Below are 18,476 nucleotides of genomic sequence, written 5' to 3' on the forward strand. Positions count from 1 at the left end.
TTTCTTAGTCTTAATTTCGTTTATAAAACATTTTATGCATTGACAGTTTTTAGGCTACTGCCCCTTTTTATTTACCAAGTCTTCCATTAATGTATATAGCCTTTTCGATGCATCTGGGATTCCTAATTTCTTGGAAGCTTTTTTCATATCCGTTAATTTTACTTCACTCATCAGAATTTGGTCCATAAGTTCAATTAGTTTTTTTCCTGTTAATTCCTTCTCCAAAAGCAACTCAGCTGCACCATGGTCACTTAATGATCGAGCGTTCTTTTCCTGATGATTATTTGTTACATATGGGCTTGGAATAAGAATACTAGGAATGCCCAATGATGTGAGTTCTGCTAATGTTGTTGCTCCTGCTCTAGCTACAGTTAAATCCGTCCCAGCTAGAACTTCCGGCATATTATGGATAAAGGGTTTTATAATTACATTTGAAGGATTACCGATAAGTTCCACTTCTTTTTGTACTTCCTCAATATGAACGTCACCTGTCACATACAGTATTTGATAAGGCTTTTCACCAAGTTCTGCCAGTGATTTAAGCACTGCCTCATTGATCGGTTTTGCGCCCCTGCTGCCGCCAACGATTAGAACAACCGGTAAATTAGTTTTTAAGCCAGCAGAAAGCCGCCCTTTAATTCCATCCTTGCCAATAACCTCAGAGGCACGAGGATTTCCGGTTAATACTACTTTTTCTTGCGGAAAAAATTGTTTTGCTTCTTCAAAACAAACAGCAATTCTATCAACATATTTGCTTAAAAATTTATTTGTTAAGCCTGGTACGCTATTCTGTTCATGAATGATAGTAGGAATACCAAGTTTTGCAGCAGCATATACAACAGGTCCACAAACATAGCCTCCCGTACCTATGACCACATCTGCTTTAAATTCCTGCAGCATTTTTTTACTATTTTTAACACCCTTAATGAAACGCATAATCGTTTTTACATTTTCAAACGAAAGCTTTCTTTTAAATCCAGTAATATGTATTGATTTAAATGGGATATTTTCTCTGGGAACTAAATTACTTTCTAATCCGCTTTCTGTGCCAATATATAAAAACTCTGCATCCTTATTATCCTTTTGTATTTCCCGAATGAGGGCTAGAGCCGGATAAATATGTCCACCTGTTCCGCCGCCGCTTACTGCTATTTTCATGTTTTCACCTCAAAGCAGAGTATATTAATCAATATTCATGATGAGGAATACTCCCCACACTTTACACTATTCTACTATATAAAAACCAATGAATTAAATTAGATAACGTATTGACATGGAAATGTAATAATTTTTAGTAGAATTTAGTCATTTTCATTTTCATGTAAAATACTTTTGATCAACATTATATGTTTTGACAAAACAAAAAGAAACCCTGTTAACCAGGGTCAAAAATTTAGTATCTTGAATATCGGCTAATGTTTAAGAGAACACCTATCGCTAAAAGCATTAGCGTTAAGGAGGATCCTCCATAGCTAAGAAATGGAAGCGTTATTCCAGTTACAGGCATTAACCCAATAACTACCCCTATATTTATCATTACTTGAATAGCAATCATTGCAATTATTCCTACTGCTAAAAAGCTCCCATATAAATCTGGTGCTCCAAGTGCTATTCTAATACCTCTCCATAATAAGAGAGAAAATAATAGGATAACAAATGAACCGCCAATGAATCCAAGTTCTTCGGATAGGATTGCAAAAATAAAATCCGTTTGGGGCTCTGGCAAATAGAAGAATTTTTGTCTGCTTTGACCAAGTCCTAATCCAAATAATCCTCCTGGACCAATTGCATATAGTGATTGAATGATTTGAAATCCGCTGCCTAAAGGATCTTCCCATGGATCTAGAAAGGACGTAATACGTTTAATTCGATATGGTGCAGATAAAATTAAACCTACAAATCCCCCAATACCTAAAAGCCCCAGACCTACAAAGTGGCTAATCCTTCCCCCTGCAACAAAGATCATCACTATACAAGTTCCAACCATTACGGTCCCTGTACCTAAGTCGGGCTGCAGCATAATCAATCCAAAAGCCAAAAATACAAGTCCTAAAGAAGGGATTAATCCTTTAGTAAAGGACGTAATAAGTTTTTGGCGTTCTGATAAATATTTAGCAAGAAAAGCAATCATGGCAAGCTTCATAAATTCTGAAGGCTGAATAGAAAATGCTCCAACGCCAATCCAGCTTCTTGATCCATTCCTTACATTACCAATCCCAGGGATAAGGACTAGAATTAATAATACAAAACAGGTAATCAGGATAACTTTAGCCCATGTCCTCCATGTCCAGTAGTCCACATTCATGATAAAAAACATCGCTGCTATACCTACTGCTGCAAAAAGCATCTGTCTCTTTGCGAAGAAAAACGAATCGTTAAATTTATACTCCGCCCATACTGCGCTAGCACTATACACCATCGTTAATCCTACTGCAAGCAACGTTAAAGTAACGATGATTAATATTAAATCGGGAGTCGTTCTTTTTGTTGGCAATACCAAACACCTCGAATGCTAGTTTTAGGGCTTCGTAAAGAATTTTTAAAACCCGCACCTTTTGCGAATCGATGACTCCCCTATGCTGTAAAATCTTACTTCGCGTACAAGCCCTCAATTAAGCATATGCACAGCTTCAACAAAAATGTCTCCTCTTTCCTCAAATGTTTTATATTGATCCCAGCTTGCGCAAGCAGGAGACAATAGGATGACATCACCTTGTTCAGAAAGCTCATATGCTGCAGGAACGGCTTTTTCCACATTATCGACATGGATAATTGTTTTTATTCCTGCCTGAATGGCAGCCTTTTCGATCTTAGAAGCAGTTTGGCCAAAAGTAACAACAGCCTTTACGTTTTGGAAAAATGGAACAAGTTCGTCAAATTCATTCCCTCTATCCAGACCTCCTGCAAGAAGGATAATCGGCTCTCTAAATGCAGTTATTGCATTTTGAGTTGCTAAAATATTTGTTGCCTTTGAATCATTATAGAATTTCCTTCCGGCATATTCTTTAACGTACTGAAGACGATGCTTAACTCCTGTAAAGGTATTCAGAACTTTAAAAATCGCCTCGTTATTAACAGCTGATAGTTTAGCAGCAGCAATAGCTGAAAGGATATTTTCTAAGTTATGAGTTCCTGGCAAGGCGATATCTCTCGTATCTATAATCTTTTCATTTTGAAAGTAAACGGAGCCGTTTTTGATATAAGCACCAGAACCTAGTAACTGTTTCGAAGAAAAAGGAATGATAGTTGCATTGGACTTGGCCGCTACTTCCATCACATCTTCCTGCTCTGCATTGACAATAAAATATTCAGCTTTCGATTGGTTTTTAGTAATATTTGCTTTTGCTTTTACATAATCTTTTCTTGTTCCATGATAATCCAGATGCGCATCATAAAGATTTGTTAAAATAGCAATTCTTGGATTAAATTCATGAATCCCCATTAACTGAAATGAGGATAATTCAATCACAATCGTATTCTCTTTTGATGCTGACATTGCTACCTCAGAGGCAACTGTGCCAATATTACCTGCAATTAGCGGGAGCTTTCCCCCCTCTTTTAACATTTCATAAATAAGAGTAGTAGTTGTCGTTTTTCCATTCGTTCCAGTAATGCCGATGAACGGTGCATCGGAAACCTGATAAGCAATCTCAACCTCTGTAATCACAGGTATTCCCTTTTCAATAGCCCCAATTATCATTGGATTATGATAAGGTATCCCTGGATTCTTTACAATTAATTCAAACCCTTCTTCAAGGAGCCCAATTGGGTGCTCACCGCAAATAACCGTAATTCCTTCTTCTAAAAGACCTTGTGCCTCAAGATTTTCGGACAGGGGCCTATAATCATTTACAGTTACAAATGCACCAAGCTTATGTAAGAGGGAGGCAGCAGCAACCCCACTTTTTGCTAATCCTAATACCAATATTTTCTTATGACGATAGTGATTGATCTGTTTCAATTACATCCACACCTCGATATAAATTCCAAGAATTGCACAAAGCAGCCCAACAGTCCAAAAAGTTACCACCACTCTCCATTCAGACCAGCCGACTAGCTCGTAATGATGGTGCAAAGGACTCATTTTAAAAATTCTTTTTCCAGTTGTTTTAAATGAAATTACCTGAAGAATGACAGATAAAGTTTCAATTACAAAAACACCGCCGATAATAAGTAAAATGATTTCCAGCTTTGTTAAGATGGCAATAGTAGCGATAGCTCCACCTAATGCAAGGGACCCTGTATCTCCCATAAAAACTTTAGCAGGGTGAGCATTAAAGACAAGGAAACCAAGCACAGCACCCGCTACTGCTACAGAGAAAATCGCAATTTCAAATTGTGATAAACTCCAAGCCAAAACGGCAAATGCACCAAATGCAATTGCTGCCGTTCCTGATAAAAGACCATCCAGTCCATCTGTCAGATTAACAGCATTAGAAAATCCAACTAGCCAAAATATAATAAATAACGCATACATCCACCCTAAATCAAAAGATATATTCGTAAGCGGGATACTAATAACTGTTGAAAAGTCATTTTGCTGAAAGACAAAATAAAAAATAAGTGAAATAATAATTTGCCCTAATAATTTCTGCTTAGATGTCAGTCCTAAATTTCTTTTTAAAGCAACTTTAATAAAATCATCTAGAAACCCAAGCAGCCCAAACCCAAGTGTTACTAATAACAGTAAATATGTTTTCACAGTCGGTTCAGAGAACTTCCCCGTCATCACAAGTGTTGTTATAGCTATGGAGAGAAGGATCATAATTCCGCCCATTGTAGGCGTCCCAGATTTCTTTAAATGAGATTTTGGTCCTTCTTCACGTATGCTTTGCCCAAATTTTAATCTTCTTAAGAAGGGAATAAATATGGGAGAAAGTAATACTGTTACTAAAAAGGCCATTATTATTGTGAAAAAAATAACTTTCTCCATCATTTTGCCCCCTCCTTTCTATCCCGGAGCTGCTCACCTAATTCATTAATCTTTTCTGACATTACAGCAATATCATATGTTAATTTGTTTTCATTAAGAAGTATTTCATTCGAAAAAAGGAATTTAGTCACGTCTAGTTCTGCATCTTGTTCTTTAGTTACTTTTTCTATATATAGTTCCATCATGTCCTTTAAGCCTTTCAATAAGTCGTTAGTATAAAATACAGGAAAGTGATTAGGCGTATACCGAGGAATCTCCTCCCCTTCTTTCCAAAGGGCAGCAACAGCGCCATTTTCTATAGCCTTCTCCAACTCCCCTGAATGTTCGTTAAGAGGTATATATAAACCTCTTAACTGGGGCATATCTGAGATGGTTGCGACCGTATGAAAAAAAAGCTCATGATCCTGTATTCCTTTCATAATTGGAAACAGTTTCGCTAAATCACCATACGCTAAAAACATACTATCGCTCCTCTATTGCCTCTTTTGCAACTAAACGGTCGTCAAAGTCATACACTCTATTACCGATCAGTTGATAGGTTTCATGTCCTTTTCCAGCAATTAATATAACATCGTCTTTTGTAGCCATTGAAACTGCATAATTAATAGCGTCTTTTCTGTCAACAATAACTTTATATTCTTGCCCCTTAACTCCTTCTTCCATATCTCTCAAAATTTCAATAGGATTTTCACTGCGAGGATTATCTGAAGTAAAGATTGCGTTCGTTCCATATTTGCAAGCAATATTAGCCATTAAAGGTCGTTTTGTACGATCCCTATCTCCACCGCATCCAACAATCACAAATATGCGCTTATTCGCAAATTGTCTTATTGTCGTCAAAACATTTTCCAGACTATCCGGGGTATGGGCGTAATCAACAATTACAGTAAACTCCTGGCCAGCATCAACTGTCTCAAAACGACCTGAGACACCATTCACTTCCTCAATGGATTGAATAATTTGCTCAATTGGAATATTTGATGCAATTCCTGCTCCAATTGCAGCCAAAGCATTATACACACTAAATTTCCCAATAAGCCTCATCGATACTTCATTTTTCCCGAATGGACTATGTAGTTCAAATGATGTCCCGGAGGCTGTCATTTGGATATTTTCAGCTTTCAAATCTGCGGTCTGGTCGATCCCATATGTTAAAACATGAGCTGCTGTCGCTTTAATATAATAACGAGAAACAGAATCATCGATGTTTAAAACGGCAAATTTAGGCGGATTATACTTGTATGCACTGCCAAGCTGGGCAAATAGAAGACCTTTGGCATTACGGTATTCTTCCATTGTCTTATGATAGTCCAGATGGTCTTGAGATAGATTTGTGAAAACAGCAATATCAAAATCACAGCCATGGATTCTTCCCTCATCTAAAGCATGTGATGAAACCTCCATCACAGTAGATTGAACACGAGCATCCACCATCTTTTTGAACAGTCGATGTAAAGTAAGAGAATCAGGAGTAGTATTCTTCACTTCAGATTTTTGGTCTCCTATTTTCGTATACATCGTACCGATTAAACCCGTTTTACTGCCATGATCAGCCAGGATTTTTTCAATCAAATGGCTTGTAGTTGTTTTTCCGTTAGTCCCAGTAATTCCAATAAGATGGAGCTTTTTGCTAGGTTGTTCAAAAAAGGAATCCGCTAATAAAGCCATGGCTCTCCTTGAATTTCGAACAACAATAACTGGTACAGGCAGGTTCATCTCTTTTTCCGAAATGACCGCTGCCGCACCTTTCTTTACGGCTGATAGAGCAAAATCATGGCCATCGACTGTATATCCTTTTATACAAATAAACAGGCTGCCTTTTTGCACATATCGGCTATCATTTTCTATTGAAGAGATGTCAGGATTATCCCCGCTATATGCCATGTATGGCTGCAAATAGTGCAATAGCGTATGTAGCTTCATTACGTCATCCCCTTATAAATAAGACTTAACATACATACTTTCTATGCAATATGAGAAACAGCCAAAATTCATGACGATTTTCATTTTACATGAAAATATGAGTTTTAGCCATTTGTTTATTAGAAAAGCGCAAGCTTATGAACTAAAAAGTACAAGCCGTTTTTTTTAAAAATAGGACGGCGATTTAAATTTATGTGCCGCCCCGCTTATTAATCCCAAATTTTTATTCTTTCTTATCAAAATACAGTCTAATGGTTGACCCTTCTTTAAGTTTAATACCCGGTTCCGGCGTTTGCTTAACTACTACGTCTCCTTCACCGCTTGCATCAATATTTAAATTGATATATAGTTCACCAAGCTCTCTTTTAGTTATTCCCACTAAATCTGGTACTTCAATCATAGGAACATCTGGCCATGTTAATTTTTTCTCGATCTGATCTTTACGAGGCTTAACGCCCATCGAGCGCAGACTATCTTCCATAATGTTCCCTACGATTGGCGCAGCAACAACTCCACCAAATTGGACTGTACCTTTCGGATTATCAACTGCTACATATACAACTAATTGAGGATCATCTGCAGGTGCAAAGCCAATGAATGATACGATATGATTATTTTCAAGATATCTTCCGCCTTGGGCCTTTTGTGCTGTACCTGTCTTTCCTCCAACTCGGTACCCATCAATAAACGCCTTACCTCCAGTGCCTTGTGCAACAACACTTTCAAGAGCATATCTGATTTTGTCTGACGTTTCTTTTGAAATCACCTGTCTTTTAGCTGTCGGAGTTTTCCTCATAACTACTTCGCCAGTTTTTGGATCAATCAGCTCTTTTGCAACATATGGAGTGTATAAGGTACCACCATTAACTGCTGCGGATAAGGCAGTAACCTGCTGAATGGGTGTGACAGATACTCCCTGTCCAAATGCAGTCGTTGCCTGTTCAACTGGGCCAACCCGATCCATATTAAATAATATTCCTGCTCCCTCACCTTGAAGATCGATTCCTGTCTTAGCACCAAATCCGAAGTCTTTTATATATTTAAATAATTTTTCTTTCCCAAGCCGTTGACCTAATTCTACAAACCCCGGGTTACAAGAATTTTGTACAACCTCAAGGAATGACTGACTGCCATGTCCGCCTTTTTTCCAGCATCTTAATCTTGCCCCGCCAACCTTGACAAATCCAGGATCGTGGAAATGCTCTTTGTCTAAATTAACCTTGCCTTCTTCAAGAGCAGCAGCAAGGGTAATAATTTTAAATGTTGATCCCGGCTCAAAAGTACTCCAAATTGGGAGATTACGGTTATAGACTTCGGGAGCAACATTCCGAAAGTTAGAAGGATCAAAATTAGGCCTGCTAGACATACCTAATATTTCACCGTTATTCGGATTCATTGCAATGGCAATAATCCCATCCGGATTATATGCAGCCTGTGCAATATCTAATTCACGCTCCATAATTGTCTGAACTTTTGAATCGATCGTCAGTCTTAAATCCAACCCGTCTTCCGGAGGATCATAATCATCTGCCATATCATTCATTCGTTCACCCTTCGCATTTGCATAGAACTTAACTGAACCCCTTTTTCCTTTTAATTCCTTATCATAATATAGTTCTAGTCCCATTAATCCTTGATTGTCTATCCCTGCAAATCCTAAAACATGCGATAAATAACTTCCAAAGGGATAATGTCTTTTAGAGTCCTCGCCAACATATACTCCATCTATATTAAGCGCTCTAATTTCTTTTGCTTTTTCGTGGGAAATTTTCCTGCCTGCAGATAGTCTCACATTACTGGACACTTTCGTTATTTCTGAATAAATTTTTTCCTTAGAAGCATTAAGGACAGCTGCCAGCTTTTCAGCTACATCATCGGGATTTTTTATTTGCCTAGGAACGACATATATAGTAGGAGCACTAACATTCGTTGCAAGTTCAACTCCGTTTCTATCAATTATTTTCCCCCGCTCTGGTTCAAAAGGAATGTCCCTGCTCCATAATTCTTTTGCTCCATCCATTAATGAATTACCTAAAATAAATTGCACATAACCGAGCCTAATATCAATAATGAAAAATATTAATATGCCTGCGATTAATGCTATTGTTAACCTCTTCCTTACGGTTACATTTGAAACACGCATGTACGAACGAACCTCCTTAGTTTATGGCTCGTTCCAATATATGCTTGTACCCTTTCGATTAGAATAAAAAAGACTAACCGAATAGAAGAGGGCTTCTCATTAAATTGATCACCCTTCCAATGTTCATGTTAGTCCATTTCTAAAACGATTAATCTTTCACTTCAATATTATCCTCTTCGCCTTCATCTGAAGGCTGCTCTTCTTCTGATTTGTATTTTTCTATAGGGGGCTCTAATTCTACAATTAGATATTCACCCTCTTTAAATACAACGCCTGGTTTAATATTTTGTTTCTTAACATATCCATTACCTACCGAATTTAGCTGTAAATTTCCCAGCTTGGCAATTTTCATCACATCTCTTAATGACCAGTCTGTCATATCCGGTATCGATAAATCACCATCAGTTCGAATCATTACCTTTTCACCAGTTAGTAGAGTAGAACCATCTTGGGGGAGCTGTTTCATAATCTTTGTACCATTCCCAATAACGACTGCATTCATACCCTTACTATTGAGTCGCTTTATTGCATCTTCATTTGACATACCTGTTACATTCGGCACAGTTTCATAAGGAGGTTTAGTTTGCTTGACCGGGTCAATATTTAAATATTGCAAACTGCTTTTCATAACCGGATTAAAAACCTCCGCAACCGGTTCAGCACCGCTCGTATGAATATCTATTTCCGGCTGTTGAACAGCGACATACACAACTAATTTGGGATCGTCTTTTGGAGCCATCCCTAAAAATGAAAATACGTAGTTTTGGCGTCCTGTTAAATATCCACCCTGGGGATTAGGGATTTGTGCAGTACCTGTTTTCCCGGCAATGTCATAACCTTCAATTTTGAAATAATTAAAGCCTGTACCTTTCGGTGATGAGACGACAGTTTCTAGTACATCTCTAACCTGTTTTGCCGTGTTTGCAGAAATCGGCTTACCTGAGACTTCAGGCTTTGTTTGCTTTACAATCTTATCATCATGATTTGGATCAACAATCTTACTAATAATATGAGGCTTCATCATATTTCCATCGTTAGCTATAGCTGTAGCCGCTTGAACCTGCTGAATCGGGGTAATTGCAGTACCCTGTCCAAAACCAGTTGTGATTTTTTCTAATGGCCAATTGTAAACAATCTTTCCTCCTGTTTCTTTAGGCAATTCAATACCTGTTGGCCGGTCAAAGCCGAAGCTTGTTAAATATTTTTCATAATTATCAAAACCAATCTTTTCCTTTACTAGTTTTGCAAACGCAACATTGGATGAACGCTGCACTCCTTCTAAATAAGTAATTTTCCCCCAGCCTCGTCCTTCATTCCAGTCCCTAACCGGTCTAGATCGATTGTCAACAGCATATTGCCCAGATTGATACGTATCATTAGGGTTAAAAACCCCCTCCTCTATTGCTGCCCCAAGGGTGAAAATTTTCATTGTGGAACCGGGCTCAAAGGAATTTTCTATCACTTCATTATGCCAAGTCTCGCTAATACCTTCCTTAGTCATTGGATGGAATGAAGGTCTTTGTCCCATTGCCAATATCTCACCTGTCTTAGGATCAGCTACAACTGCAACAATTTTCTTCGGTTTATATTTACTTTCCACCTTATTCAAGGAATCTTCTAGAAATGTTTGAATCTTTTTATCGATTGTTAAATAAACATCCTGACCATTTTGAGCAGGTGTTACATGCTCTTCACTGTCAGATAAAAGATAACCCCATATATCGCTTTCATATTTAACTTTGCCATTTTTGCCAGTCAATATATCATTTAGACTTTGCTCAAGACCAAGCATCCCTACAGTTTCCGTCCTGTTTTTATCAGTTTCTTTTTTCTCCACATAACCAATTAAATGAGAAGCAAAAACACCATTAGGGTAGAAACGCTTAGTATCCTTAATAAATGTGATTCCCGGGAGCTTCAAATCCTCAATTTCTCGTTTCTTTTGGTTTGATAAGTCACGACCTGCTTTACCAAACTCCACTTGAAAAGGTTTTTTATTTGTAGTTGGGTTCACCTTCGTTAAGAGTCTATAAATTTCTGATTCTTTCATATCAATTACTTTAGCTAGTTCTCTAGCTGTTTTATCAGGATCCACTACATGATGAGGCTTATTTTTATTTGTGGTCATTTTCTTATCTAAAATGGCAATTAATTTATACGAATTCGTATCTGTAGCAATAGCCTCTCCATTCCGATCATAGATTGTACCCCGTCTTGCTTCGATTACTTTTTCCTTTTCATATTTTTGCTGTGCCTTTGCAGCTAAAACATGCCCCCTGATTTCACCTGTTACTTGAATGGAGATAAATCTGTAAACTAAGACAAAAAAGAGCAGACCAAATATTACAAATAATATTGCTGCTCCAAAGTTAATATTCGGCTGTTTTTTTATCATTAATCTTGCACAACCTTAACATTATTTTCGTTTAGTTTTAATCCAAGTTCTTTTGCTTTTTCCCAAATTCGCTCATATGTACTTAGTTCACTTACTTGCATTTCAAGATCTCCATTTACCTTGTTCTGCTCTTGAATCGATACTTTTGTATCTTGAATTTCTTTATTTACTTCATAAATGGCTGCTTGATTTGAAACAATATGTACTGCCCCAAAACAAACAATACCAGTAAATGCCAAACCTAAAATTTTTTCTCCTGGTGAAAGCCACGGATTTTTCTTCTTCACTTTCTTCGGTGCCTGTACCATTTGTTTATGCTGTTCATGTCTATGCTCCTGCTGAAGCTTCCGTGCTAAGTTTCCCATTTTATCCCTCCTGCTCTCGTCTCTTTATAATTTCTTCTGTTTTCTATAATTTTTCTGCAATGCGCAGCTTTGCCGATCTTGCTCTATTATTTATCTCCAGTTCTTCCTCAGATGGGAGAATAGGTTTTCTTGTAATTAATTTAATTGTTGGTTTGTATTCCTCAGGGATGATTGGCAATCCAGGAGGAAGATTCGGTGTTTCACTTGCAGCTTTGAATGCTAGCTTACAAATTCGATCTTCAAGAGAGTGAAATGTAATAACACTAATTCTGCCGCCAGGCTTTAAAATATTGATTGCCTGCTGCAGAGATCTTTCAAAAACACCTAATTCGTCATTTACTGCTATTCTAATTGCCTGAAATACTCTTTTTGCGGGGTGTCCGCCCTTTCTGCGGGCAGGAGCTGGAATTGCTTCCTTAATTAATTCAACAAGCTGCCCAGTCGTTTCAATTGGTGTTATCTCTCGTGCTGCTTCAATTTTACGAGCTATTTGCTTTGAGAATTTTTCTTCTCCGTATTTAAAAAAGATTTTTACTAAGTCAGCATAGCTCCAATGATTTACAACATCATAAGCTGATAGTGGGGCATCCATGTCCATTCTCATATCTAATGGCGCATCATTATGATAACTAAATCCTCGTTCTGGTGTATCCAATTGTGGAGATGAAACGCCTAAATCATATAAAACACCATCAACCCCAGTAATCCCAATGTTTGCCAGTTCTTCTTGCAGGTGTTCAAAGTTACTCTTTATGATCGTAATCCGATCACCGTATTGGGCTAATTTTTCCTTGGCATGTAATATTGCTGTATCATCCTGGTCAAAGGCATACAATTTACCCTTTGCCGAAAGCTTGGACAGAATTAATTCACTATGTCCAGCTCCACCTAGCGTACAGTCAACATAAACGCCATCAGGGTGAATATTTAATCCATCTACTGTTTCTTGTAGTAATACTGTTGTATGTTCAAACATGCTGTCCACCTTCTTTTTAAGGAGATTTTTTAAATATCGAACCCAATCATATTCTCTGCAATTTCCGAAAAAGATTCCTCGGAATCAGAGAAATATTCTTCCCAAAGGCTCTTACTCCATATTTCAATACGATTTGAAACACCTAAGACGACACATTCTTTTTCTAATTTTGCATATGTCGCTAGTGGTGATGTAATATTTATTCTTCCTTGTTTGTCTATTTCACATTCTGTAGCACCTGAAAAGAAAAAACGGGTAAATGCTCGGGCATCTTTTTTTGTAAGCGGCAATCCTTTTAATTTTTCTTCAAGCAGCTTCCATTCATCCATTGGGTAACCAAACAAACATTGATCTAATCCGCGCGTTAAAACAAAAGATTCGCCTAAATCATCACGGAATTTGGCAGGAACAATTAATCGGCCTTTATTATCAATGTTGTGATGGTACTCGCCCATGAACATGCCCACTAACCCCACTTTCTTACTCAAATGTACCACATTCCCCCACTTTCCTCCACATATTTTTAAAATTCTACGACCTATTAAAAAATCCTTTTAAGAATTACACTTTGCTGTTGGTTTTCGTTCGTCTTTTCCCTACAAAAGACAGCATGGTTTTAATCTCATCTCTGTTCTTCAACAAAAAAAGACTTCATCCTTAAGGACAAAGTCTTTTTTCGGCAAATCTTGCTTATATTTTTATTAGCTTATGTGTTCCATCAAAAGTGTAACTGTATTCTAAAAGCTGATTAATAAAGTTTAATCCATATTGATTAATAAAAAACAAGCTGTTCAATATTCTTTCCTGAGGTGCTCCTAAAGGTCTTAAAGAATTCTCCACCTTAGCAAATTTAGTTAACAAAACATCATGTTTTAATTGTTCAGCCTGATCGAGCTTAGCCTCCATGAAAGCAAGCTGCTTTAACAATAAGCTTTCATTCTTTTTTAGCAGAGGCACTAAGCCACGATCCCTTTTTTGCAAATGCTTTTCAAGCATTTCGTAATTTTGCTGAAAATCCTCCTTTGTTTTATTAAAAAGCATATGAAGTTCTTGATCCTTTATTGATTGTAAAAACTTAAATCTATCTTTTTCGGTACCAGAAACTAATACTTCATCTAAAATAAGTTCAAGCTCTGTCATATCCGCTTCAATTGATCGGTCTAAAAGCGTAATATTTAGACGCGGAACAATTGGCGGCATATTCATTCCAAATAGTTCAAAGGCTAATTTGAGTTCAGCCCAATACGCAATCTCCCCTGGTCCGGCAATAAAAGCTAATGTTGGAAATAGCCACTCCTGCATAATTGGTCTAGTAACAACATTATTACTTAGCTTTTCTGGAGATTTTTGAGCAACTTCAATCAATTCATGCCGTGAAATTTGGAAAGTACCGTCTTTACCGATAAAAACATCTTTATTTTTATCATATTCTAGAAGAATCCTTTCAAAATGATCTTCATCATAATAGAATAAATTGGCAGCATGATTGCTTATTTCTATCGCATTTGAAAATCCATTTTTATTAAGCTTAGCTTGCTGAGTTAATACAGACTTTGTAATGTCCTGAAAGCTCATTATTTGTTTAAGAAAGAATTTTGTTTCTAGCTTCCGAAGATTAGGATCACCGGAATCCATGATTAAAAGTCCTGTTTCTTTAAATAGCTGCATGACAAGATAGGCAAAAAAATCTACAAATGTTTCGGATTTGCTGATCGCTTCCTCTACATTTGATAACAGCTCTTTCGTGTTTTCTGTCTCTCCAAATGTTTGAATTATTTCTTCTGCCCAATTGAAACATAGTTCACGATCAATACGTATGTCTGAGACCATTCGTTTATCACGGATTTTCTCAGGGTAAACGCGCTTCTCTATTTTGTTATTATCTTCAACAAATACATGATTAACCTCTTGATAATCATGATCCTCACCGGCAATCCAAAATACCGGAATAACCTGAACCTTTAATTCCTGCTCCTTCTGCTTCGCAAGACTAACAATGGAAATAATCTTATGTATTGTATAAAGAGGTCCAGTTAATATTCCTGCCTGTTGACCACCAATAACGACCGTACTATTTTCTTGTTTTAGCTTCTCAAGAGAAACCTGAGTCATTTCAGAACTAGGAAACTTCTTCATGAACTGTTCTATATGTGCTGCCAGCTCTTGCCTCATAAATGATCGGGCTGCAAGCTCCTCACATCGCTTTACAAAATCTGAGGGATCATTGTATCCATAATGAAAATATTTCTTCATATCTGCTGTCTGCTCTAAATATTCAGTTGCAAACCGGTTTGTCGCCGGTAAGGAGAGATTCACAATCTCCATTTAAGTCTTCCTTTCTAATCCGCATTTTTCATTTATTTAAAAGATGCAATAATTTATTATACCTTTACCTGCCTCGAATGTTTCCATATGAGTATAGCATCCTCTGTTTTGAAATGAAAAAGACTTTGCTCAATTTTTTCACAAAATTATCCCCCAGCCACGAATAGACTGATACTTTGGATCAATCCAATAACTGTTAAAACTATATACGCTGTAAAAAACAAGAGAAAATTAAACCTCCAAAAACCTTTGAATACAAGTGGGATATTAATTTCATGTTTAACTTTCCAATGTAGTAAAACAAAAATAATAGCTAAAACAAGCAGCAATAAAAAAATGACCCATAAAAATGATTGTTCCCAAATTGCTAATATTAAATAATGAACTGAGATAATAAAAAGCAGCGTACTTACATCGAGGGCAATACGTACTGACTTTTTATGTTTTTTTGTAATCTGCTTACAAAGAATAAAAACAAGCAAATAGCCTAATAATGGAATCGTTACAAATGCCGCTATGATTGAAGAAAAAAATGAAACCATCCATACTCCTCCATTCCTAATATTCCTTACCCTTTATCGATTGATAAAAAATTTCAGTAAGAGGAGCATCGACTCCCATTTCACCTGCCTTTTCCAGCACATAGCCTAGAATTGCGTCCACTTCAGTCGGTCGTTTCGAATCTAAATCCTGGAGCATCGATGAACGATTTGCAGCTGTTTTCTTACATATATTTTTAACATAACAGAATGACTCTTCCACTTCTGTAATGTTTAGAATCACACTAACTTCCTTAAACATTTTTTGAAAAATACGGTAAAAGTGCGGGTTTTCAAGCAATTCACCATTCCGTACATTTAAAACAGCTGTCAGAGGATTAACGACAGCATTCACTATTAGCTTTCTTACTAACATTTCCTCATAATCTTTTTCATAAGTAATCCTAAAATTTTTGTCTAAACGTTTATCATTTATTTCATCCATAATTGAAAAAGATTGTCCATAGTAAATGGCTAGTCTAGTTACGCCATCTCCAGTATGTTTTACATGATTGCTATTTATTTTATTTGCTCCATGTTCAACAGAACCTACATATATGTGTTTAGCTTTTAGCTCAGCAAGCCACTTCAAATGGCCCATTCCATTTTGAAGAAAAAGATATGCCCCATCATAAAAAGGAGAAGCTTCAACCATATTTTTTAATACTTGTTGAAGATGGTATTGCTTTACAGCAACAATGGTTAACTCTTCGTTGCCTTTCCATTCAGAAAACATTTCTGATTTAATAGGAGTAGTAGTCTGCTGTCCATTTTTCTCAAAGACCAGTCCCCTGTTGGATAATGAGTCTTTTTGATCTTTAGAACGTACATATACACAAACCTGGTGATATTCATTTAAATAATGGGCAAAAAGAAGGCCTAGTGAACCCCCGCCAATGATTGCAATATTCATAGCATCCTCTTCACTTTTATGTATTTAGTCATATTTTAACAGAAAAATAAAAAAAGGTGACAACAAAGACATGACGAAAAAGATTTTAATATAAAGAACCCCTTTTTCGAATTTCGAAAAAGGGATATTAAAAGCATTAAACTGGATATACTGGATGTTTTCGAACACTAAATGTCAATTCCTTCGTCTCGTAAAGATCAAATCTTTGGATGAGGACATCTCTCAAATCATATGGAGAGACAATATCATCTACAATTAATTCAGAGGCCAGCTTATATATATCAATATGCTCGCTATATTCTCGTTGTTTTTCCTGAATAAATGCGATTCTCTCTTTCGGGTCTTCAATTTCGTTAATTTTATTCGAATAAACTGCATTAACAGCTGCTTCCGGCCCCATTACTGCAATTTGAGCAGTTGGAAGAGCAATACAGCAGTCAGGTTCAAACGCTGGACCAGCCATTGCATAAAGACCTGCACCATATGCCTTTCTAACGACTACTGAAATTTTTGGCACTGTTGCTGAACTCATTGCTGCAATCAATTTTGCCCCATGCCGGATAATTCCTGCCTTTTCTACCTTCGTGCCGATCATAAAGCCAGGAACATCAGCTAGGAATAGTAATGGGATATGGAAAGCATCACATAACTGAATAAATTTAGCTGCCTTATCAGCAGAGTCCACGAAAAGAACTCCACCCTTCACTCTTGGCTGATTAGCTATGATTCCGATTGTTCTTCCGCCAATTCTAGCAAGACCTGTAATGATTTCAGCAGCAAAGAGTTTCTTAATTTCAAAGAAACTGCCCTCATCAATTAATGAGTCTATACATTCATACATATCAAATGGCGCATTTTGGTTTTTCGGAATGATCTCTTCTAAATCACGGCCGGCCTTTGGCTGAAGGGCTTCCATTTTTTTCGGTGTTTCTTTAAAGCTTGCCGGAAAATACGATAAATAATTTTTGGCCGATTGAATGGCTTCTTCTTCATTTAATGCCAAAATATCCCCGCAGCCGCTAATTGTACAATGCATACGGGCTCCACCCATTTCTTCCAAGGTCACTTTCTCACCAATTACTTTCTCGGCCATCCGTGGAGAGCCTAAGTACATGGATGCATTTTTATCAACCATAATAACAATATCACAAAATGCTGGTATATATGCCCCACCCGCAGCTGAAGGTCCAAATAATAAACAAATTTGCGGAATCATACCTGATAGCTTTACTTGATTATAAAATATTCGCCCTGCACCCCTGCGATTAGGGAACATTTCCAGCTGGTCAGTAATTCTCGCGCCTGCAGAATCAACTAAATATAATAGCGGAACCTTTAGTTTTTCCGCAGTTTCTTGAATACGGATAATCTTTTCAACTGTTCGTGCTCCCCAAGAGCCCGCTTTCACAGTTGAATCATTTGCCATAACACAAACTGTTTGCCCATTGATTCTTCCAATTGCGGTGACAACACCATCTGCAGGCAAATCTTTTTCATGACAATTAGCAAATTTTCCATCCTCTTCATATTTTCCATCATCAAACAAAAGCTCTAATCTTTTTCTTACAAAAAGCTTATTTTCGCTTTGAAGCTTTTCATGATATTTCGGATGACCGCCCGCTTCTATTTCTATGCTTTTTTCTTTTAATTTTTCAACTAGAGAATTTACTGTTGTCATGTTTCTCCCCCTTATGTAGATCCTTAGGTCTTGTTAGCCAATAGGATATTATTCCAATACGATGAGAACATCTCCTTCATTTACGAAATCTCCAATATTTACTTTTACTTCAGCAACCTTCCCACCAAATTGGCTTTCGATTGGAATTTCCATTTTCATTGACTCCAGCATGATAACTTCCTGACCTGCTGAGACGTTCTCTCCACTCCCAGCCATAATATTTAACACTGTCCCTGCCATAGATGAGATAATTTCTTTCATAAAAGTATTCCTCCTAGTTTAATAA

At 37.1% G+C, this 18,476-nt stretch carries 16 protein-coding genes; all 16 read right to left on the minus strand.

Annotated features, from left to right (window positions below):
• Positions 1–54: 54 nt before the first annotated feature.
• Positions 55–1,158 carry an undecaprenyldiphospho-muramoylpentapeptide beta-N-acetylglucosaminyltransferase gene (gene murG / locus H0173_RS02370; protein WP_221844309.1) on the minus strand — a complete coding sequence of 368 codons (1,104 nt, stop codon included), beginning with the start codon at positions 1,156–1,158 and terminating at the stop codon, positions 55–57.
• 235 nt (positions 1,159–1,393) lie between these two features.
• Complete coding sequence (spoVE, locus tag H0173_RS02375) at positions 1,394–2,494, minus strand: stage V sporulation protein E (protein ID WP_221844310.1); 1,101 nt, start codon at positions 2,492–2,494, stop codon at positions 1,394–1,396.
• 114 nt (positions 2,495–2,608) lie between these two features.
• Positions 2,609–3,961, minus strand: coding sequence for a UDP-N-acetylmuramoyl-L-alanine--D-glutamate ligase (murD, locus tag H0173_RS02380; protein ID WP_221844311.1), 1,353 nt, complete (start codon positions 3,959–3,961; stop codon positions 2,609–2,611).
• Entirely contained in the window at positions 3,962–4,936 is a 975-nt protein-coding gene (gene mraY, locus H0173_RS02385; RefSeq protein WP_221844312.1) for a phospho-N-acetylmuramoyl-pentapeptide-transferase, read from the minus strand.
• Positions 4,933–5,394, minus strand: coding sequence for a hypothetical protein (locus tag H0173_RS02390; protein ID WP_221844313.1), 462 nt, complete (start codon positions 5,392–5,394; stop codon positions 4,933–4,935). The genes mraY and H0173_RS02390 overlap by 4 nt, the downstream gene beginning before the upstream one ends.
• A 1-nt stretch (position 5,395) precedes the next feature.
• Positions 5,396–6,856, minus strand: coding sequence for a UDP-N-acetylmuramoyl-L-alanyl-D-glutamate--2,6-diaminopimelate ligase (locus H0173_RS02395; protein ID WP_221844314.1), 1,461 nt, complete (start codon positions 6,854–6,856; stop codon positions 5,396–5,398).
• 223 nt (positions 6,857–7,079) lie between these two features.
• Complete coding sequence (locus H0173_RS02400; protein ID WP_221844315.1) at positions 7,080–8,999, minus strand: stage V sporulation protein D; 1,920 nt, start codon at positions 8,997–8,999, stop codon at positions 7,080–7,082.
• Between the two features lie 148 nt (positions 9,000–9,147).
• Positions 9,148–11,394, minus strand: a complete 2,247-nt coding sequence (locus H0173_RS02405; RefSeq protein WP_221844316.1) for a penicillin-binding protein — start codon at positions 11,392–11,394, stop codon at positions 9,148–9,150.
• A complete protein-coding gene (gene ftsL / locus H0173_RS02410; protein WP_221844317.1) occupies positions 11,394–11,759 on the minus strand; it encodes a cell division protein FtsL in 366 nt (121 codons plus the stop codon). The genes H0173_RS02405 and ftsL overlap by 1 nt, the downstream gene beginning before the upstream one ends.
• 43 nt (positions 11,760–11,802) lie before the next feature.
• Positions 11,803–12,735, minus strand: coding sequence for a 16S rRNA (cytosine(1402)-N(4))-methyltransferase RsmH (gene rsmH, locus H0173_RS02415; protein WP_221844318.1), 933 nt, complete (start codon positions 12,733–12,735; stop codon positions 11,803–11,805).
• A gap of 29 nt (positions 12,736–12,764) precedes the next feature.
• The gene (gene mraZ / locus H0173_RS02420; protein ID WP_221844796.1) at positions 12,765–13,196 is read right to left on the minus strand and encodes a division/cell wall cluster transcriptional repressor MraZ; all 432 of its coding nucleotides are present in this window, start codon (positions 13,194–13,196) and stop codon (positions 12,765–12,767) included.
• A gap of 229 nt (positions 13,197–13,425) precedes the next feature.
• Complete coding sequence (gene bshC / locus H0173_RS02425; RefSeq protein WP_221844319.1) at positions 13,426–15,060, minus strand: bacillithiol biosynthesis cysteine-adding enzyme BshC; 1,635 nt, start codon at positions 15,058–15,060, stop codon at positions 13,426–13,428.
• Between the two features lie 146 nt (positions 15,061–15,206).
• Positions 15,207–15,602 (minus strand): DUF3397 domain-containing protein, encoded by a 396-nt coding sequence (locus H0173_RS02430; protein ID WP_221844320.1) that lies wholly within the window; start codon positions 15,600–15,602, stop codon positions 15,207–15,209.
• A 16-nt stretch (positions 15,603–15,618) separates the two neighbouring features.
• Positions 15,619–16,512, minus strand: coding sequence for a 2-dehydropantoate 2-reductase (locus H0173_RS02435; protein WP_221844321.1), 894 nt, complete (start codon positions 16,510–16,512; stop codon positions 15,619–15,621).
• A gap of 136 nt (positions 16,513–16,648) precedes the next feature.
• The gene (locus H0173_RS02440; protein WP_221844322.1) at positions 16,649–18,190 is read right to left on the minus strand and encodes an acyl-CoA carboxylase subunit beta; all 1,542 of its coding nucleotides are present in this window, start codon (positions 18,188–18,190) and stop codon (positions 16,649–16,651) included.
• 48 nt (positions 18,191–18,238) lie between these two features.
• Positions 18,239–18,451, minus strand: a complete 213-nt coding sequence (locus tag H0173_RS02445) for a biotin/lipoyl-containing protein (protein WP_221844323.1) — start codon at positions 18,449–18,451, stop codon at positions 18,239–18,241.
• Positions 18,452–18,476 lie beyond the last annotated feature (25 nt).

Source organism: Bacillus sp. S/N-304-OC-R1 (assembly GCF_019749375.1).
Taxonomy (GTDB): Bacteria; Bacillota; Bacilli; order Bacillales; family Cytobacillaceae; genus Cytobacillus.

Coding starts and splice junctions, on each gene's coding strand:
- H0173_RS02395 (WP_221844314.1), bottom strand. CDS start 6,856: ATGAAGCTACATACGCTATTGCACTATTTGCAGCCATACATGGCATAT.
- murG (WP_221844309.1), bottom strand. CDS start 1,158: ATGAAAATAGCAGTAAGCGGCGGCGGAACAGGTGGACATATTTATCCG.
- H0173_RS02390 (WP_221844313.1), bottom strand. CDS start 5,394: ATGTTTTTAGCGTATGGTGATTTAGCGAAACTGTTTCCAATTATGAAA.
- H0173_RS02430 (WP_221844320.1), bottom strand. CDS start 15,602: ATGGTTTCATTTTTTTCTTCAATCATAGCGGCATTTGTAACGATTCCA.
- H0173_RS02445 (WP_221844323.1), bottom strand. CDS start 18,451: ATGAAAGAAATTATCTCATCTATGGCAGGGACAGTGTTAAATATTATG.
- H0173_RS02405 (WP_221844316.1), bottom strand. CDS start 11,394: ATGATAAAAAAACAGCCGAATATTAACTTTGGAGCAGCAATATTATTT.
- H0173_RS02435 (WP_221844321.1), bottom strand. CDS start 16,512: ATGAATATTGCAATCATTGGCGGGGGTTCACTAGGCCTTCTTTTTGCC.
- ftsL (WP_221844317.1), bottom strand. CDS start 11,759: ATGGGAAACTTAGCACGGAAGCTTCAGCAGGAGCATAGACATGAACAG.
- mraZ (WP_221844796.1), bottom strand. CDS start 13,196: ATGTTCATGGGCGAGTACCATCACAACATTGATAATAAAGGCCGATTA.
- rsmH (WP_221844318.1), bottom strand. CDS start 12,735: ATGTTTGAACATACAACAGTATTACTACAAGAAACAGTAGATGGATTA.
- mraY (WP_221844312.1), bottom strand. CDS start 4,936: ATGATGGAGAAAGTTATTTTTTTCACAATAATAATGGCCTTTTTAGTA.
- H0173_RS02440 (WP_221844322.1), bottom strand. CDS start 18,190: ATGACAACAGTAAATTCTCTAGTTGAAAAATTAAAAGAAAAAAGCATA.
- bshC (WP_221844319.1), bottom strand. CDS start 15,060: ATGGAGATTGTGAATCTCTCCTTACCGGCGACAAACCGGTTTGCAACT.
- H0173_RS02400 (WP_221844315.1), bottom strand. CDS start 8,999: ATGCGTGTTTCAAATGTAACCGTAAGGAAGAGGTTAACAATAGCATTA.